Source organism: Marisediminicola sp. LYQ85 (assembly GCF_046600695.1).
In the GTDB taxonomy this organism is placed as follows: domain Bacteria; phylum Actinomycetota; class Actinomycetes; order Actinomycetales; family Microbacteriaceae; genus Marisediminicola.
The window spans coordinates 1,035,326-1,058,255 of the sequence record NZ_JBKIWO010000001.1 but is presented as its reverse complement, the minus strand read 5'-3'; the positions used below and the strand labels follow the sequence as shown (position 1 = coordinate 1,058,255).

General features: G+C 67.6%; 20 protein-coding genes and 1 other RNA gene. 16 read left to right on the top strand and 5 right to left on the bottom strand.

Annotated elements, in window-relative coordinates; genetic code table 11:
* Window positions 1-108 precede the first annotated feature (108 nt).
* The 6 genes from ACLHG5_RS04935 (at window position 109) to rnpB (ending at window position 4,205) form a co-directional block, all read left to right on the top strand.
* Window positions 109-981, top strand: a complete 873-nt coding sequence (locus tag ACLHG5_RS04935; protein WP_411318011.1) for a universal stress protein — start codon at window positions 109-111, stop codon at window positions 979-981.
* Between the two features lie 6 nt (window positions 982-987).
* Complete coding sequence (locus ACLHG5_RS04930) at window positions 988-1,686, top strand: SOS response-associated peptidase (RefSeq protein WP_411318010.1); 699 nt, start codon at window positions 988-990, stop codon at window positions 1,684-1,686.
* A 51-nt stretch (window positions 1,687-1,737) separates the two neighbouring features.
* Complete coding sequence (locus tag ACLHG5_RS04925) at window positions 1,738-2,163, top strand: DUF3618 domain-containing protein (protein ID WP_411318009.1); 426 nt, start codon at window positions 1,738-1,740, stop codon at window positions 2,161-2,163.
* 9 nt (window positions 2,164-2,172) lie between these two features.
* A complete protein-coding gene (locus tag ACLHG5_RS04920; RefSeq protein WP_411318008.1) occupies window positions 2,173-2,991 on the top strand; it encodes a Nif3-like dinuclear metal center hexameric protein in 819 nt (272 codons plus the stop codon).
* Window positions 2,992-3,046: 55 nt separating this feature from the next.
* Window positions 3,047-3,787, top strand: a complete 741-nt coding sequence (locus tag ACLHG5_RS04915) for a zinc ribbon domain-containing protein (protein WP_411318007.1) — start codon at window positions 3,047-3,049, stop codon at window positions 3,785-3,787.
* A gap of 26 nt (window positions 3,788-3,813) precedes the next feature.
* An RNA gene (gene rnpB, locus ACLHG5_RS04910) (RNase P RNA component class A) lies at window positions 3,814-4,205 on the top strand.
* A 49-nt stretch (window positions 4,206-4,254) separates the two neighbouring features.
* On the opposite strand, the gene ppgK is transcribed toward rnpB, so the two are convergent.
* The gene (gene ppgK, locus ACLHG5_RS04905; protein ID WP_411315321.1) at window positions 4,255-5,004 is read right to left on the bottom strand and encodes a polyphosphate--glucose phosphotransferase; all 750 of its coding nucleotides are present in this window, start codon (window positions 5,002-5,004) and stop codon (window positions 4,255-4,257) included.
* Window positions 5,005-5,070: 66 nt separating this feature from the next.
* Here ppgK and ACLHG5_RS04900 point away from each other — a divergent pair, with 66 nt between their 5' ends.
* The gene (locus tag ACLHG5_RS04900; protein WP_411318006.1) at window positions 5,071-6,438 is read left to right on the top strand and encodes a TrkH family potassium uptake protein; all 1,368 of its coding nucleotides are present in this window, start codon (window positions 5,071-5,073) and stop codon (window positions 6,436-6,438) included.
* A complete protein-coding gene (locus ACLHG5_RS04895; RefSeq protein ID WP_411318005.1) occupies window positions 6,431-7,129 on the top strand; it encodes a potassium channel family protein in 699 nt (232 codons plus the stop codon). Before ACLHG5_RS04900 ends, ACLHG5_RS04895 begins: the two co-directional genes overlap by 8 nt.
* 13 nt (window positions 7,130-7,142) lie before the next feature.
* On the opposite strand, the gene map is transcribed toward ACLHG5_RS04895, so the two are convergent.
* A complete protein-coding gene (gene map / locus ACLHG5_RS04890) occupies window positions 7,143-8,012 on the bottom strand; it encodes a type I methionyl aminopeptidase (RefSeq protein WP_411315324.1) in 870 nt (289 codons plus the stop codon).
* A gap of 34 nt (window positions 8,013-8,046) precedes the next feature.
* On the opposite strand from map, the gene ACLHG5_RS04885 reads away from it, so the two are divergent.
* Window positions 8,047-8,220, top strand: coding sequence for a methionine aminopeptidase (locus tag ACLHG5_RS04885; protein ID WP_411315325.1), 174 nt, complete (start codon window positions 8,047-8,049; stop codon window positions 8,218-8,220).
* Window positions 8,221-8,281: 61 nt separating this feature from the next.
* Here ACLHG5_RS04885 and panB read toward each other — a convergent pair whose 3' ends face one another.
* Window positions 8,282-9,097: a 3-methyl-2-oxobutanoate hydroxymethyltransferase gene (gene panB / locus ACLHG5_RS04880; RefSeq protein WP_411318004.1), complete on the bottom strand. Its 816-nt coding sequence runs from the start codon at window positions 9,095-9,097 to the stop codon at window positions 8,282-8,284.
* A gap of 84 nt (window positions 9,098-9,181) precedes the next feature.
* Between panB and ACLHG5_RS04875 the strand changes: the two genes are divergently transcribed.
* The 5 genes from ACLHG5_RS04875 to ACLHG5_RS04855 all read left to right on the top strand — a co-directional run bounded on the left by ACLHG5_RS04875 (window position 9,182) and on the right by ACLHG5_RS04855 (window position 18,492).
* Window positions 9,182-10,519 carry a glutamine synthetase family protein gene (locus ACLHG5_RS04875; protein ID WP_411315327.1) on the top strand — a complete coding sequence of 446 codons (1,338 nt, stop codon included), beginning with the start codon at window positions 9,182-9,184 and terminating at the stop codon, window positions 10,517-10,519.
* 18 nt (window positions 10,520-10,537) lie between these two features.
* Window positions 10,538-13,477 carry a bifunctional [glutamine synthetase] adenylyltransferase/[glutamine synthetase]-adenylyl-L-tyrosine phosphorylase gene (locus tag ACLHG5_RS04870; RefSeq protein WP_411318003.1) on the top strand — a complete coding sequence of 980 codons (2,940 nt, stop codon included), beginning with the start codon at window positions 10,538-10,540 and terminating at the stop codon, window positions 13,475-13,477.
* 516 nt (window positions 13,478-13,993) lie between these two features.
* The gene (locus ACLHG5_RS04865; protein WP_411316302.1) at window positions 13,994-15,538 is read left to right on the top strand and encodes a glycosyltransferase; all 1,545 of its coding nucleotides are present in this window, start codon (window positions 13,994-13,996) and stop codon (window positions 15,536-15,538) included.
* Window positions 15,525-17,024, top strand: a complete 1,500-nt coding sequence (locus ACLHG5_RS04860) for a glycosyl hydrolase (RefSeq protein WP_411318002.1) — start codon at window positions 15,525-15,527, stop codon at window positions 17,022-17,024. Before ACLHG5_RS04865 ends, ACLHG5_RS04860 begins: the two co-directional genes overlap by 14 nt.
* Window positions 17,025-17,052: 28 nt before the next feature.
* Window positions 17,053-18,492 (top strand): UDP-glucose dehydrogenase family protein, encoded by a 1,440-nt coding sequence (locus tag ACLHG5_RS04855; protein WP_411318001.1) that lies wholly within the window; start codon window positions 17,053-17,055, stop codon window positions 18,490-18,492.
* Window positions 18,493-18,567: 75 nt separating this feature from the next.
* Here the strand turns inward: ACLHG5_RS04855 and glnA are convergent, their stop codons facing one another.
* Entirely contained in the window at window positions 18,568-19,992 is a 1,425-nt protein-coding gene (gene glnA / locus ACLHG5_RS04850; RefSeq protein ID WP_411315331.1) for a type I glutamate--ammonia ligase, read from the bottom strand.
* A 137-nt stretch (window positions 19,993-20,129) separates the two neighbouring features.
* Here glnA and ACLHG5_RS04845 point away from each other — a divergent pair, with 137 nt between their 5' ends.
* Window positions 20,130-20,570, top strand: a complete 441-nt coding sequence (locus ACLHG5_RS04845; RefSeq protein ID WP_411315332.1) for an RDD family protein — start codon at window positions 20,130-20,132, stop codon at window positions 20,568-20,570.
* 23 nt (window positions 20,571-20,593) lie between these two features.
* Here ACLHG5_RS04845 and ACLHG5_RS04840 read toward each other — a convergent pair whose 3' ends face one another.
* Entirely contained in the window at window positions 20,594-21,307 is a 714-nt protein-coding gene (locus ACLHG5_RS04840) for a DUF4191 domain-containing protein (protein ID WP_411315333.1), read from the bottom strand.
* A 135-nt stretch (window positions 21,308-21,442) separates the two neighbouring features.
* On the opposite strand from ACLHG5_RS04840, the gene ACLHG5_RS04835 reads away from it, so the two are divergent.
* Entirely contained in the window at window positions 21,443-22,903 is a 1,461-nt protein-coding gene (locus ACLHG5_RS04835) for a protein kinase domain-containing protein (protein WP_411318000.1), read from the top strand.
* The last annotated feature ends 27 nt before the right edge of the window (window positions 22,904-22,930 follow it).

Here is a 22,930-nt window from a genome sequence, read left to right as displayed (position 1 = left end):
CACCACGACGCTAGGCGATGTCCGGCCGTGCGGCGGAGGTGACGCGCGGACCGCGGACGTGACAGTCTCGGAGGGGAACGTCGCCGAGAGAACGAGCGGGAGCACATCATGGTCGAGAAAGTCGTCGCCGCGGTCAACGGCGGTCCGGGCAGTCGGGCCGCCCTCGAGTGGGTGATCGCCCGCTCCCACGAGGTGCCGATGTCGCTCGAGATCACGACCGTGGTCGAGACGGGCCCGTGGACGTCGTCGTTCACCGAGGAGCGAGAGATCCCGGCCTACGAGCGGATGCTCGCGACCGCCGCGGCGCTCGTGAGCGAGAACTCTCCGGGCACGAAAGTGCAAACGACGCTCCGTCGCGGGTCGACGCGACACCAGCTCATCCTCGCGTCGGCGGGGGTCGACCTCTTCGTCATCGGAACCCGCGAGTCGACCGGCTACTTCTCCGGAACACTGCGCCAACAGGTCGCGGTGGGCGCGCACTGCCCCGTGATCGTCATCCCCGCCGATTGGACACCGAGCGGCGGGCACGTGGTGGTCGGCGTCGACGACGACGACACGTCGGATGTCGCTCTCGAGTTCGCCGCGGCCGAAGCCGAGCGTCTCGGTTGCACGCTCCACGCCGTGCACGCGTGGCACATCCCGCCCCTCGTGGCGGCGGAGTTCGCCGGTACCGGCACCGACGTCATCACGGGGTTCGAGGCCGCCGAGAGCGAGGTGATCGACCGCGCGGTCGCGAAGATCACGGAGCATCGACCGAACGTCGGGGTGTCGGCGGTCACGAGGGAAGGACCCGCGGCCGCCGTCCTCACCGGCGCCGCGCGGGGAGCTGACCTCCTCGTCGTCGGCACCCACCGGCGCGGCATGCTCCCGGGACTCATCCTCGGCTCGGTCGGACACGACCTGCTCATCAGTCTCCCGTGCCCGGTCGCGATCGTCTCCCACCCCGACGATGTCGCGCTCGACGCGTCTGCGGAGAGCTGAGTCACCGTGTGCGGTCGATTCGTCGTCGCGGGAGAGCACCGCGACCTTCTCGGGCTCTTCGAGATCGAAATCGAGGGGAACGACCTGCCTGAGCCGTCGTGGAATGTGCGACCGACCGACCGCGTTCCCATCGTCGTCGAGTCGCTCGCCGACGGGGGGATGCCGACACGGCGCCTCGAGGGCGCGCGCTGGTCTCTCGTCCCGTCGTTCTCCGACAGCCTCAAGCTGCCGTACCCGACCTTCAACGCGCGCTCGGAGACCGTCGCCGAGAAGCGCGTGTTCGCTCCCTCGGTGGTGGCGCGGCGCGCGATCCTCCCCGCGTCGGGCTACTACGAGTGGAAGACGGTCGGAACCGTCAAGACTCCCCACTACATCTCCGCCCCCAGCGGCCCGCTCGCGTTCGCGGGCCTCTACGCGTGGTGGCGGGACCGCTCGCGAGCAGACGACGACCCCGCTCGCTGGGTTCTCACGGCCACGATCCTCACGACCGCGGCGACCGGCGCGCTCGCCGACATCCACGACCGCACCCCGGTCGTGCTCGATCGCGAGCTCTGGGACGACTGGCTCGACCCGACGATCGTCGGAGACCAGCCCTTCGTCGACGGAGTCGTCGAGGCGTCGGCAGACACTCTCGACGAGCTCGAGATCCGGCGGATCGCGCCGCTCGGCAGCGGCAACGACCCTTCGCTCATCAATCCCCTCTGAACCCCGATCGACCCGGCGCGAGAGGGCGCCACGACCCCGGAGAATGGACCCATGGCAAAGCGCAAGAAAGACCGTCTCTCGGTGACCGGACTCGTGACGACGGTCGCGCGGAGTGTCGCGAGACAGCGATCCCTCAAGAAGGCCCGCGAGCTCGACGGGGCAGAGGCCTCCGAGCCCGAACCGAAGCAGAAAGACACGCGCACCCCGGAGGACATCCGCCGCTCGGTGGAGGTCACGCGCGCCGAACTCGTCGCAACGGTCGCCAAGGTCAAGTACGACCTCGACGTGCCCGCGCGCGCACGGGACGCCCGTGACCGCGTCGCCGCGTCGATCCCGCCCGAGTGGCGAGGGGAGCGTCAGGCCCGCGCGATCGCGACGAGCATCGCGGCGGCCGGGCTCGCGATCGTCACGGGCATCGCCACCGTCGCGGCGCGACGACCGTCCTCGTCGGACACGACCTCCGCGCGCCCTCGATAGACTCGCCGGATGCCCTCGACCGTCGCTTCCGTCAACGCCGTCATCGAGTCGCTCTGGCCCCTCTCCGGCGCGGAATCCTGGGACAATCCGGGCCTCGTCACGGGTGACGCCGACTCGCCGGTCTCGACCGTGCACCTCGCGGTCGACGCGACCGCCGCGACCGTCGACGAAGCCATCGATGCGGGTGCCGACCTCCTCCTCGTGCACCATCCCCTCCTGCTCCGCGGCGTCACGACCGTCGCAAGCGACACCTACAAGGGTGCGTTGCTCAGTCGACTCATCCGGGCGGAGTGCGCCGTCGTCGCGGCCCACACGAACGCGGATGTCGTCGAGACCGGCACCTCGGCGACGCTCGCCGCGCTCCTCGGGCTCCTCGACGCCCGCCCCCTCGTCGCCGGGGAACCGGCCAGTCGCGGGCTCGGCCGGGTCGGCAGGCTCGAGACCCCCCTCACACTGGGCGCGCTCGCGCGTCGGCTCGCCGACATCCTTCCCGCGACGGCGTCGGGTGTGCGCGTGGCAGGCTCTTTCGATCGCGCCGTCGAGACCGTGAGCCTGTGCGGGGGTGCCGGAGACTCGCTCCTGAGCAACCCTGATGTGCTGTCGTCGGACGTCTACATCACCTCCGACCTGCGGCACCACCCGGCGTCCGAGTTCGTCGAGACCGCGCTGCTGTCCGGTGGCCCCGCCCTCATCGACATCTCGCACTGGGCGAGCGAGTGGTTGTGGCTCCTGTCCGCGGCTCGCGAACTGCGCGAGGCCCTCCCCGAGCTCGAAGTGACCGTGAGCGACATCCGCACCGACCCGTGGGACTTCGTCGTCGTGCAATAGCCGCACAGCCTTCGGCGCACGCCCCCTCGACCCCCTAGCGAAAGAACGAGACACCATGGCCCTCACCGCGAGCCCCGACGACCAAGCGCAGCTGTTGACCGTGCAAGCGATCGACACGAAACTGCAGCAGCTCGGACACCGAGCGAAGAACCTCCCCGAGATCGCCGAACTGGCACGACTCGCGGCCGACGCCGAGACACTGCGGCAGCAGCGGGGGAGCGAAGCCGGAAACCTCGAGGATGCACGCACCGAGCTCGCCCGCATCGAATCCGACGTGACCGTCGTCGCCGCGAGGATCACGCGAGACCGGGAGCGCCTCGCGACGTCGTCGTCGGTCAAAGACGTCGCCGGGCTCGAACACGAGATCGAGGGGCTCGAGCGTCGCCGTGGAGAACTCGAAGACATCGAGCTGCAGGTCATGGAGAGGGTCGAACAGCTCGAGAAGTCCCTCGAACTCACGACGGCCGAGCACGCCGACGTTCTCTCGAGAGTGACGACGGTCACGTCGGAGCGCGACGCCGCCCTCGCGGCCCTCGAGTCCGAGCAGCAGCACGCGCAGGCCAATCGCTCCACCCTCGTGCAGAGATTGCCTGCCGACCTCATGGCCCTCTACGAGCGTCAGCGCTCCCGCTACGGCTTCGGCGCGTCGCACCTGCAGGGCGGCGTCTCGGGCGCGAGCGGTGTGCGCTTGCTCGAGAACGAGCTCGCCGAAGTGCGTGCCGCAGCCCCCGACGCCGTGCTCATCTGCCCCGACAGCCAGGCCATCCTCGTGCGCACGGGCGAATCGGGCTTGTGAGCCGCGCGCTAGGCTGACTCTGCGAATGGGCCGACAAGACGGTCGCGTCGCCGCGATTCCCTCTCGAGGGCAAACCGGTGCCGAGGAACGTCCGGGCTCCACAGAGCAGGGCGGTGGGTAACACCCACCCGGGGTAACCCGCGAGAAAGTGCAACAGAAAGCAGACCGCCGCGGCATCCGTGCCGAGGTAAGGGTGAAACGGTGGTGTAAGAGACCACCAGCGGCCCGCGTGATCGGGTCGGCTAGGTAAACCTCGCCCGGAGCAAGGTCATACAGAAGACGCCGAGGCTGCTCGCCGAGTCTTCGGGTAGACCGCTAGAGAGCTGCGGCAACGTAGCTCCGAGATAGATGGCCGTCACCCGCATCGACCGATTGGTCGGGGCGGGGACAGAACCCGGCGTAACAGTCGGCCCATTCGCCTTCTCGCCCGATGATCTCCTCGACGTCGGCTCGCCGGTCCTCGCGGCCTATTTGCCGGCAGCGAGCGCGGCCGCCCCCATGATGCCCGCATTATTGCGCAGTTCCGCGGGAACGATGGGTGTTCGGAGCCGCAGCAGAGGCAGGAACTTCTCGGCGTGCTTCGACACTCCGCCGCCGACGATGAAGAGCTCGGGGTAGAGATACGCCTCGAGCCGCTCGTAGTAGCGCTGCAGTCGGGCAGCCCAGTCCGCCCACGAGAGGTCTTCGCGCTCCTTCGCCGAGTAGGCGGCGCGGGTCTCCCAGTCGATGCCGTCGATCTCGAGGTGTCCGAGCTCGGCGTTCGGCACGAGGTGGCCGCGGTGCACGAGAGCCGTGCCGATGCCCGTGCCGAGAGTCGTGAGGATGACGAGACCCTTGACCTTCTTCGCCGCTCCGAACTTCTGTTCGGCGACACCCGCGGCGTCGGCGTCGTTGATGAAGTGGATGTCGCGAGAGAGCGCCCGCTCGAACAACCGCTCCGCCTCGAGCCCGATCCACGAGTTCGAGACGTTCGCCGCCGACATCGTCACGCCGCCGACGATCGCCGCGGGGAAGCACACGCCGACGGGGGTGTCCTTCTCGAGTCCGCCGAGCTTGTCGACGAGCTGCACGACCGTCTCGACGATCGCGTCGGGCTCGCCGCCCTCGGGAGTCGGCACCTTGATACGGTCGGTCAACAACTCGCCGGACTTCGCGTCGACCACCGCACCCTTGATGCCGGTTCCGCCGATGTCGATGCCCACTGCTGTCGTCGTCATCCGTCCAATCTAATCGCCGTGGGCCCGCGGCCTCGCCGCGCGCTCCGCGGCGCGTACAGTGATGTCGTGCAGCAAGGGTCTCGTCGCGTCGGCGGAGTCGTCCGCCGGGGTTCACGACTTCACCCGGCGCAGATCGTCGTAGCCGGGTTCGCCGGCACCATCCTCATCGGCACGGCCGTGCTCATGCTCCCGAACGCGAGGCTCGGGCCCGGGGGAGCGTCGTTCTTCGAGGCTCTCTTCACCGCGACGTCGGCCGTGTGCGTCACGGGGCTCATCATCGTCGACACCCCCGAATACTGGTCGCTCTTCGGCCAGATCGTCATCCTCCTGCTCATCCAGATCGGCGGGTTCGGCATCATGACGTTCGCCTCGGTCATCGGGCTCGCGGTCGTGCGCAAGATGTCTCTGCGTTCCAAGCTCACCGCGGCAGCCGAGATCAAGAGCATGGGTCTGTCCGACGTCAAGGGACTCGTGCTCGGGGTCGTGCGCATCTCACTCGTCGTCGAACTCGTCGTCGCCGTGCTCCTCGCCGCACGATTCGCTCTCGGCTACGAAGAGCCGCTCGCTCGCGCCATCTGGCTCGGAGTGTTCCACTCGGTGTCGTCGTTCAACAACGCGGGGTTCGCGCTGTTCAGCAACAGCCTCATCCCGTTCGTCGACGACCCCTTCATCTGCCTGCCGATCTGTGCCGCCACGATCCTCGGTGGGCTCGGATTCCCGGTCATCATGCAGTTGCGCAAACACTTCACCTCCCCGATCTCGTGGTCGATGAACACGCGCATCGTCGTGGTCGGCACGATCACCCTCCTGGTCTCGGGCACGGTCTACCTGACCGCCGTCGAGTGGAACAACCCCGCGACCCTCGGCGCACTCACGTGGCCGGCCAAACTGCTCGCGGGTTTCACGCAATCGGTTCAAGCGCGCACCGCCGGGTTCAACAGCATCGACACGAGCATGATGGACCCCGCGAGCTGGCTCGGCACCGACGTGCTCATGTTCATCGGCGGGGGCCCGGCCGGCACAGCCGGGGGCATCAAGATCACGACGTTCGCGGTGCTGTTCTTCATTCTCGTGACCGAGATCCGCGGCGAAGTCGCCGTCAACGTCTTCGGCAAGCGACTCTCCCGCGCGGTGCACCGCCAGGCGATCACGATCATCCTCCTCGCCGTCGGGGTCGTCACGATCTCGACCGTCGCCCTCATGCTCATGAGCGACATCTCGATGGACAGACTCCTCTTCGAGGTCGTCTCGGCCTTCGCGACCGTGGGCCTCTCGACAGGTATCACCGCGCAATTGCCGATCGCCGGACAGATCATCCTCATCCTGCTCATGTTCATCGGCCGGCTCGGCCCCATCACGCTCGCATCCGCTCTCGCGCTCCGGGAGCGCCCCGTGCCATACGAGTTCCCTAAAGAGAGGCCCATCCTTGGCTAAGTTCTCGCTCTTCGGCCACGAACAGCCGAACCGCATCGCCGAAGCCGACTCGGTCGTCGTCATCGGGCTCGGCCGGTTCGGCAGCTCGCTCGCGGTCGAACTCATGGCCAACGGCACCGAGGTCCTCGGCATCGACGGCAACGAGGAGATCGTGCAGAACCACAACGGGCTCCTCACCCACGTGGTGCGTGCCGACTCGACGAAGGAGGCGACCCTGCGGCAACTCTCGGTGCCCGATTTCGACCGCGTCGTGCTGGCGATCGGCGGCGACGTGACGGCGAGTATCCTGACCGCTTCACTTCTGCTCAAACTCGAGATCCCCAACATCTGGGCCAAGGCCGTGAGCGATCAGCACGGTGCCATCCTCGAGCAGCTCGGCATCGGGCACGTGATCTACCCGGAGAAAGACATGGGCAGGCGCGTCGCCCACCTCGTGCGCGGAGCCATGCAGGACTACCTCGAGGTCGGTGACGACTTCGCCCTCGTCAAGATGGCTCCGCCGCAAGACCTCATCGGCGTGCCGCTCGGGCAGTCGAAGGTCCGAGGTGTCTACGGGGTCACCGTCACCGCGTTCTTCCGCCCCGGTGCGGGATGGAGCTACACGACGCTCGACACCGTGCTCGCCGACGGCGACGTCATCCTCATCGCGGGCAACATGGCCAAGGTCGAGGCTTTCGGTCAGTTGCGCTGACGGATGCCGCGGCTCACGCCGTGGGGAGTGTCAGCACCTCGGCGCCACGCTCGGTCACCACGAGCGTGTGCTCGAACTGTGCTGTCATGCTCTTGTCCCGCGTCGTCACCGTCCAGTCGTCTCGCCACAGATCCCACTCGATCGACCCGAGCGTGAGCATCGGTTCGATAGTGAAGACCATCCCGGGCTCCATGACGGTCGAGAAGTCGTCGGTGTCGTAGTGCGGGATGATGAGCCCGGAGTGGAACGCGGTCCCGACGCCGTGCCCCGTGAAGTCGCGCACCACCCCGTAGCCGAAACGCTTGGCGTACGACTCGATGGCGCGACCGATCACGTTGACCTGACGCCCGGGCGCGACAGCCTTGATGCCGCGACGCAGAGCCTCCTCGGTGCGCGTCACGAGGTCGGCCACTGCCGGGTGAGGCGTGCCGACGACGAAGGTGCGGTTGGTGTCGCCGTGCACACCGTCGAGGAACGCGGTGATGTCGATGTTGACGATGTCGCCGTCGACGAGCTCGGTGTCGTCGGGGATGCCGTGGCACACCACCTCGTTGATCGAGCTGCAGATCGACTTCGGAAAGCCTCGGTAGTCGAGCGTCGAGGGGTAGGCCCCCTTCGACACGACGAAGTCGTGGGCGATCCGGTCGAGCTCGTCGGTCGTGACACCGGGCCGGATGCTCTCTCCGACGAGGGCGATCGCGTCGGCGGCGATGAGGCCCGCGGCGCGGATGCGGTCGATCGCGGCGGGCTCGTAGACATCCGATCCCGTGAACTCGGCGGGTTCAAGCTTGCCGACGTATTCTGGCCGCTCGATCGATGAGGGCACAGCGCGGTGGGGCCCGATACGCCCCGGGATCAGATGACCGTGGGAATCGCGAGGCATAGGCTCGATTCTAAGTCGAGCAAGGGAGCACACCATGACCGAGTGGTACTACAACCGCAGCACGGGTGAGGTCGAAGAGGGCCCGCAGTCCATCGCGACGGAACGTTACGGCCCGTTCGATTCGCGCGACGAGGCGGCCCGCGCCCCCGAGATCGTCGCCGCACGAGCGAAGGCATGGGCCGAGGAGGACGCCGAGAACGAGCGCTGACCGCCGTCACTCGCCGCCGCTTCGGCCCGCCGATGGCTCGATGCGAGCTCCGAGATGCGGGTCAGTCGCCGTACTCGTGCTCGGGAGCCGGGTAGCTTCCCGAACCGATGTCGGCGATGTACTCCGTCGCCGCGCTCGTCAGTGTCGAGTGCAGGTCGGCGTACTTCTTGACGAACTTCGGGATGCGCCCGGTCGTGAGCCCCGCCCAGTCGGTCCACACGAGAATCTGGCCGTCGACGTGGGGGCCCGCGCCGATGCCGATGGTCGGGATGTCGAGTGCCGCCGTCACGCGCTCGGCGATCGCCGACGGCACCATCTCGAGAACGACCGCGAACGCGCCCGCCTGTTGTACGGCGAGGGCGTCGTCGACGAGGGCCTGCGCGCCCTCGCCGCGGCCCTGGATGATATGTCCGCCGAGGCCGTGCTCGCTCTGCGGGGTGAACCCGATGTGGCCCATCACGGGGATGCCCGCCGAGACGATGCGTTCGATCTGCGGGGCGCTGCGCACACCGCCCTCGAGTTTGACGGCGTGGGCGCCGGCCTCCTTCATGAATCGGAAGGCCGTGCGGAGCGCGTCGTCCGGCCCGATCTCGTACGACCCGAACGGCATGTCCGCGACCACGAGCGCGCGCTTCACCGCACCGGCGACGGCGCGAGTGAGGGGGATGAGGTGGTCGACCGTCACGGGGAGCGTCGTGTCATACCCGAAAACCGTGTTGCCGGCCGAGTCGCCGACGAGCAGGAAGTCGATACCGGCCCCGTCGAAGATGGATGCGGTCAGCTGGTCGTAGCTCGTCAGTCCGGTGATCTTGATCCCCGACTGCTTCGCTCGGGCGAAATGTCGCGTGCGGACCCTCTTGGGCATGTCGTCGGCCATCCCCCGAGTCTAGGCGCGGGGGAGGAGTCGACCCGCTAGCCTGGGAGGGCGGGCGACCCTGCCAGCACCACCGATGAGGAGCCCATGGACAAGCAGCGTGACTTCGTTCTTCGCACTATCGAAGAACGGGGCATCAAGTTCGTTCGCCTGTGGTTCACCGACGTCGTCGGAACACTCAAATCGGTCGCGATCGCTCCCGCCGAGGTCGAAGGAGCTTTCGCCGAGGGACTCGGGTTCGATGGCTCGGCGATCGAGGGCCTCACGCGCTCCTACGAAGCCGACGTCCTCGCGCACCCCGACCCCACGACGTTCCAGATCCTCCCGTGGCGAGGCGAGATCGACCCGACAGCGCGGATGTTCTGCGACATCACGACTCCCGACGGCCAGCCGGCCGTCGCCGACCCGCGCAACGTGCTCAAGCGCACTCTCGCCAAGGCTGCCGACCGCGGGTTCACGTTCTACACGCACCCCGAGGTCGAGTTCTACCTGCTCAAGAATTCGCAGTACGGGCCCGAGGGCCCCGAACCCGTCGACCGCGCGGGCTACTTCGACAACGTTCCCGGCGGCACGGCCCACGACTTCCGTCGGCGCTCCGTCCGCATGCTCGAAGACCTCGGGATCTCGGTGGAGTTCAGCCACCACGAGGCGGGTCCTGGCCAGAACGAGATCGACTTGCGCTACGCCGACGCGCTTACGACCGCCGACAACATCATGACGTTCCGCACCGTGATCAAAGAGGTCGCGATCGAGCAGGGCGTCTACGCGACGTTCATGCCCAAGCCCCTCGCGGGCGAGCCCGGGTCGGGCATGCACACCCACATGTCGCTCTTCGAGGGCGACTCGAACGCGTTCTACGAGTCGGGTGGGCAGTACCAGCTCTCCACGATCGGTCGTCAGTTCATCGCGGGGCTCCTCCGCCACGCGCCCGAGATCACCGCCGTGACCAACCAGTTCGTCAACTCCTACAAGCGGCTCTGGGGAGGCGATGAGGCTCCGAGCTTCGTCACGTGGGGTCACAACAACCGGTCGGCGCTCGTGCGGGTTCCGCTCTACAAGCCCAACAAAGGTCAGAGCGCCCGCGTCGAGTACCGCGCGATCGATTCGGCGGCGAACCCCTATCTGGCCTTCTCCCTCATGCTCGCCGCCGGGCTCAAGGGCATCGAGAACGGCTACGAGCTTCCGGCAGAGGCCGAAGACAACGTCTGGAGTCTCTCCGACTCCGAACGCCGCGCCCTCGGCTACAACCAGCTCCCCGCGAGCCTCGATCACGCCGTCTCGATCATGGAGGGCTCGGAGCTCGTCGCCGAGACCCTCGGCGAGCAGGTCTTCAACTACGTCCTCCTCAACAAGCGTCAGGAGTGGCGCGAGTATCGCGCGCAGGTGACGCCGTTCGAGTTGAAGAGCAACCTCGAAATGCTCTGACCGGGGGCGCGTCACCCGATGACCCGGCATCGCAACACCCTCACCGACCTCGCGAGGCTCGGGTTCACCGATCTCCAGCTCGCCCACGAGACGCTCGGTGCGCTCGAGCGCCGTCGCACGGTCGAGCACCTGCTCGGGATGTTCGCGTCGAGCGCCGACCCCGACCTCGCCCTCGCGCGGCTGACGAGCCTCATCGAGAGGGCTCCGGGCCACATCGACGCGCTCCTCGACGACGAGACGAGCACACGGCGTCTCATCGCCGTGCTCGGTGCGTCATCCGGTTTCGCCGACTTCTTCGAGCGCGAGATCGACGAGGTGACCCAGCTCGCCGAGACATATCGCGTTCCGCTCTCGGCCGAGGAGTACACAGCCGACCTGCTCGACGTCGTCGGCGAGACCGGGGGATTCGCGGCAGCAGCCGGTGATGCCGGCCGGAACGCGTTGCGGGTGCGATATCGGCGCCACCTCGTGCGGCTCGCCGCGTGGGACCTCCTGCACCCCGATCCCCTCGCCGCCGTCGAGGTGGTGTCGGAAGCCCTCGCCGACCTCGCGGGGGCTGCACTCGAGGCTGCTCTCGCGGTCGCCCGAGCGGAGAGCCGATTCTCGCGCGACGACGTCGAAGGCACCCGGTTTGCCGTCATCGGCATGGGCAAGGCCGGTGCCCGCGAGCTCAACTACGTGAGCGACGTCGACGTCATCTTCGTGGCCGAGGGCGCGGGGGAGACCTCGAACGCGCGCGCAATCGATGTCGCGACAGCGCTCTCGATGGACCTCATGCGCGTCATCCACGACTACGGCATCGAACCGCCACTGTGGGAGGTCGACGCCAATCTGCGCCCCGAGGGCAAAGACGGCGCGATCGTGCGCACTCTCGACTCGCATCGCGCCTATTACGAGCGGTGGGCGAAGAGCTGGGAGTTCCAGGCACTGCTCAAGGCTCGGCCTCTCGCGGGAGACGTCGAGCTCGGCGCCCGCTACGTCGGCGTCGTCGCCCCCCTCGTGTGGAGCAGCGCGTCGAGGGCGAACTTCGTCGAGTCGGTGCAGAGGATGCGCGAGCGCGTGACCGCGAACATCCCCGCTGCCGAACTCGACTACCAGCTCAAACTCGGTCCCGGCGGTCTGCGCGACATCGAGTTCACCGTTCAGCTGCTCGAGCTCGTGCACGGTCAGTCCGACGAATCCGTGAGGCAGCAGGGCACCCTCCTCGCTCTCGCGGCTCTCGCAGATCGCGGGTACATCGGCCGAGTTGAGTCGGCCGAGTTCTCGCGGGACTACCGGTTCCTCCGTCTCCTCGAACACCGCTTGCAGCTGTCGCGGCTGCGCAGGACGCACCTCATGCCGGCCGACGACGAGTCGATGCGCACGCTCGCGAGGGCGACGGGTCTCGCCTCGAGCGCGACCCAGTTGCGTGATCTCTGGTCGACGACGAAGGTCGCCGTGCGGACCCTGCACGAGCGCTTGTTCTACCGCCCGCTGCTGAGCGCTGTCGCGGCTCTCCGCGATGACGAGATCTCGCTGAGCAGCGACCAGGCGGCCGCGCGACTCGCGGCCATCGGCTTCACCGACCCGAAGGGGGCGCTCAAGCACATCGCGGCCCTCACGGCCGGGGTGTCGAGGAGGTCCGCGATCCAGCGACACCTTCTCCCGGTCATGCTGCAGTGGTTCGCCGACGGGGCAGACCCCGACTACGGACTGCTCGCATTCCGCCGGCTGAGCGAAGACCTGGGGGAGTCGTACTGGTTTCTGCGCATGCTCCGCGACTCGTCGGGCGCCGCCGAGAGGCTCACGATCGCGCTGTCGTCTGCCAGATACATCGGTGTGCTCCTCGAGCGCATCCCCGAGGCCGCCGCGTGGTTCGAGAACGACGGCGAGCTCGCCCCGAGGTCGCTCGATTCCCTCCTCGAGGAGGCGCGGGCCACGATCGCGCGTCACACCGATCCCGAGGCCGCCGCCGCGGTCTTGCGCACGGCGCGACGGCGCGAAGTGCTCAGGCTCGCGATCGCCGCCATCCTCGGCCTCATCGACGTCGAGTCTCTCGGAAGAGCGCTGTCCGACGTCACGACCACGCTCCTCACCGCCGTCCTGGCGCTCGTGCACTCGAGTGACGACGGCATCGAGTTCGGCATCATCGCGATGGGGCGCTACGGCGGCCGCGAAGTCGGGTTCGGGTCAGACGCCGACATCCTCTACGTCTATCGCGCGACGACGGCGACACCCGACGCCGCGAGGTCGACCGCCACGACGATCGTCTCCCGCATCTCGGCTCTCACCGAAGACCTGCGGTTGCCTCTCGACCTCGACACGGATCTGCGCCCCGAGGGGAAGAACGGGCCTCTCGTGCGCTCGCTCGAGTCCTATCGCTCGTACTACGAGCGGTGGTCGCTCACGTGGGAGGCCCAGGCTCTCCTCCGGGCCCGCGGCGCGGTCGGAGACGATGCGCTCCTGCAGGACTTCGAGACCCTCGCCGACGGCGTGCGCTACCCCGAGCAGATCGCCGACCACGATGTGCGCGAGGTCAAGCGCATCAAGGCCAGGGTCGAGTCCGAGCGGCTGCCCCAAGCGGCAGACCCCGCTCGCCACCTCAAGCTCGGGCGCGGCTCGCTGAGCGACGTCGAGTGGCTCGTGCAACTCGTCCAGCTGCAACACGCGGTGCGGATCCCCGCTTTGCGCACGACATCCACTCTCGACGCCCTCGAGGTCGCGACGGCCGAGGGATTCCTGACCCCGCCCGAAGCGGAGAAGCTCAAGGCCGCGTGGTTGTTCGCCTCGAGAGCGCGGTCGGCGATGACCCTGTGGATGGTGCGGACGACCGACGTGCTTCCCGTCGACCGGCCGCAGCTCGAGGGCATCGCGCGGCTCATGGAGTATCCCCCCGGGTCGGCCTCGACACTCGAAGACGACTATCTGCGCACGACTCGACTCGCTCGCGCCGTGTTCGAGAAGCGCTTCTACGGCTAGTCGGATCCGCTCGAGCGCCGAGCTGTGGGCCGTTCCGATGTTTCTATCGGATGAACTTTCGCCGTTCCATGGCTCGCGGAGAACGGCCGGAATCCGTCCCCCGTTCGATCAATCGTGTACCCCGGTCGGCTCATCGCCCCGGCGGTCCGGCGCGGGCGGCGAGCCTGCCGCTCCGGGCATCCCGCGGCAGTGACCAGATCTCTCACGGGTGGTCGATAGCACCTCTCATCGGGCAATCCGTGTCGGAGAGGCCGCGCATCCGTCTATTCGAGCAGTCGGTTCTCCTCGCCCGTCCGTGCCCCCCAAACGGCCGACTCGGCCGCTGTCCACTGAAGGGTGGACGTGCGAAGCCCCGTTTTAACGAGCATTCGTCATGACCCTCGTGCGGGGGTGAACAGACCGGTCGGCCGCCTCGTTGCGCCGGGCTCGTCGGCGTGCTCATAATCACTCGACTCACAGCACGAGCACCTTCCCCAGCGTCGCGGATTGGTCACCACCGCAACCACCGAGGGGCACATGTTCATCTTCATCCTCCAACTCAGGCACATGATCGAGGGTCACCCCGAGATCTACATGTTCGCGGTGTACTCGGCTCTCATCTGGGCGCTCTGGCTGCTCAAGATGTTCCTCTCGGCGCGCTACCGTCCCTTCACCGGGGAGTTCTCCGGCACGACGAGCGTCATCGTCCCCGTGGTCGACGAGCCCGTCGACCTGTTCCGAGACGTCATCCAGCGCATGGTCGAGCAGAAACCGGGCGAGATAATCGTCGTCATCAACGGAGCCGTCAATACGACCCTGCAAGAGGTGTGCGACGAGTTCGCCCCCCTCGTGCGCTGGGTGCACACGCCCATTCCCGGCAAGCGCAACGCCGTCATGATCGGCACCGAGCTCTCGAACGGCGAGATCACCGTGCTCGTCGACTCCGACACCGTGTGGACCGACGACACCCTGAGTGAGCTCGTGCGGCCGTTCGCCGACCCGAGTGTCGGCGGGGTCACGACGAGACAGCGCATCCTCGAGCCCGAGCGCAGCTGGATCACCCGGTGGGCCGATTGGCTCGAGAACTCGCGGGCCCTCTACTCGATGCCCGCTCAGAGCGTCGTCGGCCAGGTCGGATGCCTTCCCGGGCGAACCATCGCCTTCCGCAGATCGATCATGATGCGCGTCATGGACCGCTTCATGACCGAGCGCTTCATGGGCGTCTTCCTCGAGGTGAGCGACGACCGCACCCTGACGAACCTCACACTCAAGGAGGGCTTCCGCACGGTGTACCAGCACACCTCGCTCGTGTTCACCGACGCGCCCCTGCAGCTCAAGAAGCTCTACAAGCAGCAACTCCGGTGGGCGCGGGGGAGCCAGTACAACACGCTCCGGATGCTGCCGTGGATGCTCGGCCACGCTCCCGTGCTCGCAATCTTCTTCATCATGGACATCGTCTTGCCGTTCCTCCTCGCGGGAGTCATCGCCGGGTGGGTCTACCGCGCGGCGACAGGCCAGGGATACAACTTCTACAGCGGCATCCTCACCGAATACGGCGTCAGTAGCGGAGTGCTCCTCGTGCTCGGCCTCATGATCGTGTCGTCGGTGCTGAGCATGGCGATCCGCCAATTGCGGCATCTCTCCGAGAAGCCCACCGACTTCTTCCGCTTGCCGATCTTCATCATCGTCTCGACGGCGTTCCTCATGCCGATCCGTCTCATCGGCTTCTTCCGCATGGGCCACGCGAGCGGCTGGGGCACGCGAGCCGGTGCATACGGTGGAGGCGCCGCCAACGACTCCGCGGTGTCGGAGCACGCGAGCGACTCGCTCCGGAGTGTCGACGATGCTCCGGCGGGCGACACCTCGGCCGACGACATCCTGACCGATCTCGGCTTCTCCGATCGCCGGTCGACACCGCACGCGGGAGCCCTCCTCGAAGCGTCACCCCGACGCGCCGCACAGACGCGCGTCGCCGCACCTCAGCCGGCACCCCGCAGACGACTCAACCCCAAAGCAGCCTGGCCCTACGTCATCGGCTTCACGATCTTCGCACTGGAGGCGATCCTCATTGTCAACTTCTGAGAAAGCAGCCCACTGGTGGGCGCCCACGAGCACGCGCGCGAGACTCACCACGGTCGGCGCCATCATCCTCGTCGGGGGGCTCGTGACCACGAGTGTCATCGTCTGGAACTCCCCGTCGAACCCGGTCGCCGACGTCATCACTGCGACCATCTCCGGTGTCAGTGTCGTCGACCGCCTCGAGTCGGAGCGCGAGGAACTGCTCGCCGAGGTCGCGACGCTCAACATGGATCTCGCGCGCAGCGACGAAGACCTCGCGGCGGCAGAAGACCGTTTCGACGAGATTCAGCAGGAACTCTGGTCTGCAGAGGGACTGATCGCCGCCATGGAACGGTCGAGGTCGACAGACCCCGAGTCGGGTCAGTCGCCCCCCTCGACCCGGCCACCCTTCGCGAACCCCTCACCCTCCCCATCGCCATCGCCCTCTGATCCCGCGACTCCGACGCCGTCTCCCACGACTCCGGGTTCGCCACAGATCCCCACCGCGCCCCTCACCAACCTCACGAAAGCGCGCCTCGTCGACCCGAGTTCGGCCTACCTCGGTCTGTACACCGAGCAGGCGCCGTTCAACTGGGCGACGTTCGACCGGGCGGCCGACAGGATCGAGGCCGAACCCGACGTCGTCGGATACTTCGGCGGATGGGATGAGGACTTCCGCGCCAACGCGGTCACCCGGGCCTGGGAGCAGGACCGTCTGCCGATCCTCACGTGGGAATCGCGACCTATCGGCTCGCCGAACAGCGTCACGATCGAGCCCGAGTACTCACTCCCCAGAATTCTCGGAGACCCTGACGCCGGGGTTCCGGGAGCATTCGACGACTATCTGCGACAGTACGCGCAGGACATCGTGGCGACGGGACTCCCGATGGGGATCCGCCTCAACCACGAGATGAACGGCACCTGGTACCCCTGGTCAGAGTCGGACAGCAGCGGCAATTCCATCAACGGGAATCGCCCGGGTGACTACGTCAAGACGTGGCAGCACGTGCACGACATCTTCGAAGCCGAGGGCGCCAACGATCTCGTGTTCTGGATCTGGTCTCCCAACCGCATCGACCGGCTGCCAGCATCGCTCCGCGACAGCGAGCACCTCGACTCGCTCTACCCCGGCGACGACTACGTCGACTGGGTGGCGATGTCGGCCTACCTCCGCCCCCCGTTCGACAATCCGGACGGCTACGACTTCGACGAGACGTTCTCGGCGACACTCGGCGAGTTGCGCCGGGTGTCGGACAAACCGATCTTCCTCGCCGAGATCGGCGCGAGCGAAGTCGGAGGGCACAAGGCTGACTGGATCTCGAGTCTGTTCGACAACCTCGTCAAGCCGGAGAACGACGACATCCTCGGCGTCGCCTGGTTCAACCTGGCCGTGACGACGTATGTGCAGGGTGAGCTCGCGACCAACGACTGGCGCGTGGACTCCCGCCCCGAGTCGCTCACGGCCTTCCGCGAGGGTTTCGCCCGCGCTACAGACAAATTCACCGATTGATGACGACCTACATCTCAGGGAGACGAGCATGACCGACAAGACGAGCGACACGACGACCGACGAATCGTCGACCGCCCCCCGCCCCCGCATCAGCGTCGTGGGAACCGGGTATCTCGGCGCCACCCATGCCGCAGCCATGGCCGAGATGGGCTTCGAGGTCATCGGCGTCGACAACGATCCCGCCAAAGCGGCCGCGCTGAGCGAGGGGAGGGTTCCGTTCTTCGAACCCGGACTGCCCGAGCTCATCACGAAGCACGTCGCGAGCGGGCGCTTGCGATTCACGACCGACCTCTCCGAGGCGACCGCGCTCTCCGACGTGCACTTCATCTGCGTCGGGACCCCGCAGCAGCGCGGCAGCAACGCAGCCAATCTCGACTACGTCGAGAATGCGACGAGGCAGGTCGCCGCGAGCCTCACCCACGACGGTCTCATCGTCGGCAAGTCGACCGTGCCCGTCGGCACGGGGGCCCGCCTCCGCGCGATCGTCGAAGCCGAGGTGCCCGCGGGAGTGAGTGCCGAGCTCGTCTGGAACCCCGAGTTCCTGCGCGAGGGCAAGGCCGTCGCCGACACGCTCACTCCCGATCGAATCGTCATGGGTGGCACGAGCGCGCACGCCGAAGCCCTCTTGCGCACCGTGTACGCCGCGCCGATCGCGACGGGCACCCCGGTGATCGTGTGCGATCTGCCGACGGCCGAACTCGTGAAGGTGAGCGCGAACGCCTTCCTCGCGACCAAGATCTCGTTCATCAACGCGATCGCCGAGGTGTGCGAGTTGGCCGGGGCGGACGTCACCGTCCTGGCCGACGCCCTCGGGCACGACGTCCGCATCGGGCGCCAGTTCCTCGGTGCCGGACTGGGCTTCGGGGGCGGGTGCCTCCCGAAAGACATCCGCGCCCTCATGCACCGGTCGAGCGAGCTCGGGGCCGTGCGCGCGGCGTCGCTCCTGCAGCACGTCGACGAGATCAACATGGCTCAGCGGCAGCGCGTCATCGACATGGCGATCAGCGCGTGCGGCGGCTCGGTGCTCAACCGGCGCATCGGCATCCTCGGGGCGGCGTTCAAGCCGCTCACCGACGATGTGCGCGATTCGCCCGCCCTCAATGTCGCCGCTGCCCTGCACCTCCGCGGCGCCCAGGTCGTCGTCTACGATCCCGAGGCATCCGGCACGGCGCAGCGGATGTTCCCGACCCTGACATACGCGGAGTCGACGGCCGAGGCGATCTCCGATTCCGACGCGGTGCTCCTCCTCACCGAGTGGACCGAGTTCCAGAACGCCGACCCGGTTGTGCTCCGCGACCTCGTCGCGCGGCCGGTCATCATCGACGCACGCAATTGCATCGACGCAGCGGCCTGGCGCGAAGCGGGCTGGACGGTGTCGGGCCTCGGCACGACCCCCGCGGCATCCGTGTTCCCCTCGGAGACCGGTGCATCGATCGACCGTCGCGAACTGCTGACAGTAGCGGGCTGACGGAAGCCGGCTGAGCCCCGGAACGACGAAGGCCGCGCCCCGAGGGGCGCGGCCTTCGTGGTTCGAACGAACCGATCAGACTCCGAAGTACAGCTCGTACTCGAAGGGGTGCGGACGCTGCGCGGCCGGGATGATCTCCTTCTCGCGCTTGTAGGCGATCCAGTTCTCGATGAGGTCGGGCGTGAAGACGTTGCCCGCGGTCAAGAAGTCGTGGTCGGCCTCGAGGGCGTCGAGGGCCTCGGCGAGTGAACCGGGAACCTGGGGGATGCTCTTGGCTTCCTCCGGGGGCAGCTCGTAGAGGTCCTTGTCGACGGGCTCGTGCGGCTCGATGCGGTTCTTGATGCCGTCGATGCCCGCCATGAGCTGTGCCGCGAAGGCGAGGTACGGGTTGCCCGACGCATCCGGAGCGCGGAACTCGATGCGCTTCGCCTTCGGGTTGGTTCCCGTGATGGGGATGCGGATCGACGCCGAACGGTTGCCGGCCGAGTACACGAGGTTGACGGGCGCCTCGAAACCGGGGATGAGCCGGCGGTACGAGTTGAGCGTCGGGTTCGTGAACGCGAGCACCGCGGGAGCGTGCTTGAGCAGACCACCGATGTACCAGCGCGCGACGTCGCTGAGCCCGCCGTAGCCGCTCTCGTCGTAGAACAGCGGCTCGCCGTCGTTCCAGAGCGACTGGTGGGTGTGCATGCCCGACCCGTTGTCGCCGAAGAGGGGCTTCGGCATGAACGTGGCCGTCTTGCCCCACTCCTGCGCCGTGTTCTTGACGATGTACTTGAACTTGAGGATGTCGTCGGCCGCGTGCACCATCGTGTCGAAGCGGTAGTTGATCTCCGCTTGTCCTCCCGAGCCCACCTCGTGGTGTGCGCGCTCGAGGATGAGGCCGGCGTCGATGAGCTTGAGCGAGATGTCGTCACGCAGGTCGGCCTGCTTGTCGACGGGGCTCACGGGGAAGTAGCCGCCCTTGAACGGCGTCTTGTTTCCGAGGTTGCCGCCCTCTTCGACGCGGCCCGTGTTCCAGGCACCCTCGTCGGAGTCGACCGAGTAGAAGCTCGAGTTCTGCTTCACGTCGTAGCGCACGTCGTCGAAGATGTAGAACTCGGCCTCGGGGGCGAAGAACGCGGTGTCGGCGATGCCGGTCGAGGCGAGGTACTTCTCGGCCTTCTTGGCGACCTGGCGGGGGTCGCGGTGGTAGATCTCGCCGTTACGCGGGTTGTAGATGTCGAAGACCATGATGAGCGTGCGCTCGACGCGGAAGGGGTCGACGTACGCCGTCGTCACGTCGGGGATGAGCTGCATGTCGGATTCGTGGATCGACGCGAACCCTCGGATGGAGGAACCGTCGAACAGCTGCCCGACGGAGAAGAACTCCTCGTCGACAGTCGATGCGGGAATGTTGAAATGCTGCTGAACACCGGGGAGGTCGGTGAAACGAATATCAAGGAACTTGACGTCGGTGTCCTTGATGAACTTGAGCACCTCGGAAGAATCACTGAACATGTGAACAACTCCTATGGGCGTGGTTGGTACGAGTGCAGGGATGCACCCTCAGATGACGCTAGGGGCGGGCGATTTCACTTCGGTGTCACCAATGTTTCGCCGAGGTTACGTCCGCGTGTCCCACCTACAATCAGATCATGCCTGCGCCCGGAACAACACCGTCAGCAACTCCGGACGACGGGCCACGATACCCGGGCGAACGACTCGGACTCCCCGAATCGGGGCCGAGATCGATCGCGCGCCTCGGGCGCCGACTCGCGGGAGTCACGATCGACTGGGGGATCGCCTACTTCCTCGCCTGGTCGTTCTTCCAAGACGACCAGGGGATAGTCGACGGCTTCTCGATCTCCGCGATCTTCGTCGCGCTGCAGATCGTGTTCCTCATCACGGCAGCGGGCGCACCGGGCCACCTCTTCCTCGGCATGAGGGTCGTGCCGATGAGCGGCGGGTGGATCGGCTTCTGGCGACCGGTCGTGAGGTCGCTGCTCCTCGCGATCGTCATCCCCGCCGTCATCTTCGACAGCAATCAGCGCGGACTCCACGACAGGATCGCCGGAACCGTGCTCGTCCGTCGCTGACGGGAACCGGCAGCGACAGCGAGTCAGCGAGGTCGGCCCGCGCGCACCCGCATCGGGTCGACTCCCTTGGGAATCGGCAGGCCGTTCTTGCCGAGCGAGCTCACGCGGTTGCTCACGGCGTAGATCTCCGCCTTGTTGAGCGAGCGCGGGAACTTGTTGAGTCGCCTCGGGATGTTGTGCAGGGCGACGGAATCGGAGTCCGGTCCGACGTTCACGAAGTTGATCGGCACACTCGGGAGCACACGGGCGATCTTGCGGCGCTCGTCTTCGAGCATCTTGGTCGTGCGCGACTTGGGGCCCTCGCCGATGAGCACGACACCCCCGCGCCCCACCGCGCGGTAGACGGCATCCTGCGTCTTGGGGCTGACCGTGACGGGCATCTCGCTCGCGATCCACCCGCGACGCAGTGAACTCTTGAGCACGGCGCCGACAGCTCCCGGCTGGCCCTCGATCTGCCCGTAGGCGGCGCGCTCGGCGCGGCGCCCCAACACGATGAGGAACGCGAGCATTCCCGCCATGACACCCGCGACGACGTAGAGGATGCTGCCGAAGACGTTGCCGGAGAGCAGCAGCGCGAGCACGACACTGATGACGATGGGGAGCAGGAAGGCCAGCAGCATCCACCACACGGAGCTCGGGTCGTACCGCTTGGTCATCTTGAAGACCTGGTACATCTGCTTCAGCCGACCGGGTTCCTTCGGGGGCTTCGGTGCTTTCGGTGCTTTGTCGCGTGCCATGGCACCAGGATACTTGCCGCAGCCGGGTATCGAGGGCGCGAGGAACCTCTCCTCCCCGCCCTCAGCGAACACGGGCCGCTCGACGGGCGTCCTCGGCGGGCTCCCGACACTCCCGCGCGAGAGCACGCTGTGCGAGTGCAGAACGTCGCCGGCTTCCGCGTCATCCGATTGCTCGGAGCGAGCGATGACGCCGATGTCTACCTGGGCACGTCCCTGGTCGGCGCTCACCCCGACGGTGTCGCACTCAAGGTCTATCGGTCCACAGCCCCGGCAGAACGGGTCGAGAGCGAGATCGACACGCTCACGCGCGTCGACCACCGCCACGTCGTGCGCGTGCTCGACCTCGCATCACACGAGGGCGTCCACCCCGTGGCCGTTCTGCAGAGACTCCGACCCGCGCCTCTGCACCGGCTGTTCGAGCGGGGGGAGCCGTTGAGCGCGGGGGAGGTCGTGACGCTGTGCGCTCCCGTTGTCTCGGCGGTGCGCCACCTGCACTCGAGGGGCATCAGCCACGGCGGGCTCGCGTGCTCCTCCGTGCTCTTCGACGCGTCGGGAGCCCCCGTGCTGACGGGGTTCACCGCGTCGACGGTCATCACCGACGGCGCCACCCCTCCGACCGAAGCGGCACTCGCCGACTCGGCGGAAGTCGTCGCCGACCTCGCGGCTCTCGACACCCTCGTCGCAGCTGTCATCCGGAGCTCCACGCTCGCCGACTCCCTTTCGGCCGCACAGTGGCGGGAAGCCACGGATGCCGCGGCACCCTCGACCTCGCTACACGCCCTCGAGAGCGCCCTTTTCGACCTCGCGAGCCCCACCCCGGTGCGGTTCACGATCGAGGCGCACGCGCGGCTCGTCGCTGCCGGAATCGAGTTTGCCGACGACGCGCGCGAACTGGGCGAGACGGCGGAGCGCGCCCTCATCGTCATCCGTTCGCTGCACGTTCCCGAGTGGCTCGAACCGGTCGTGACCACTGTCCTCGAGAAGATCGCGACAGCACGGGATCGCGTGCGATTCGAGCTCGGTCGGGTGCGCCGGCGAGTGTGGATCGCCGGGGCCGCCGCCGCGACGATCGTGACCGTGTGCTTCGCGGCGCTGCCCGCCGTCGAATCGGCGAGCGACGCGGCCGAGCGGCCCGCGGCCGTCGGGCCGTCGAGTCGCCCCTCGGGCAGTGCCGAGCCGCCCGCCCCGTCGGGCGGCACCGAGCCGTCGGCGCGGCTGAGCGAGCCAGCAGGCGGGCCAGCAGGCGGAGCCGACGCCATCGGCGGTGACGATCCGGTCGCCGCCGCCCGAGCGCTTCTCGTGCTGCGCGAGTCCTGTCTCGCCGAGGGTTCGCTGTCGTGCGTCGAACGGGTCGTGCACGCGGGGTCGGCTCTCGCCGCCGCCGACGCTCATCTCGTGCGCGACGGCCGCAGCGGGGGAGTCGCGACCGGTCTGCCCGACCTGAGCGACGCCGACCCGTCACTCGTCGATCGAACCGGCGCGTCGGCTCTCGTGAGCGTGACCGACCGATCCTGGCCCGAGGGGAGTGCCGACGTGAGCGTGCACCTCATCGAGACGCCCGCGGGTTGGCGCTTGCGCGACATCATCGTCGGGTGACAGGCCGGGCGACACGCGCCGAGCGCG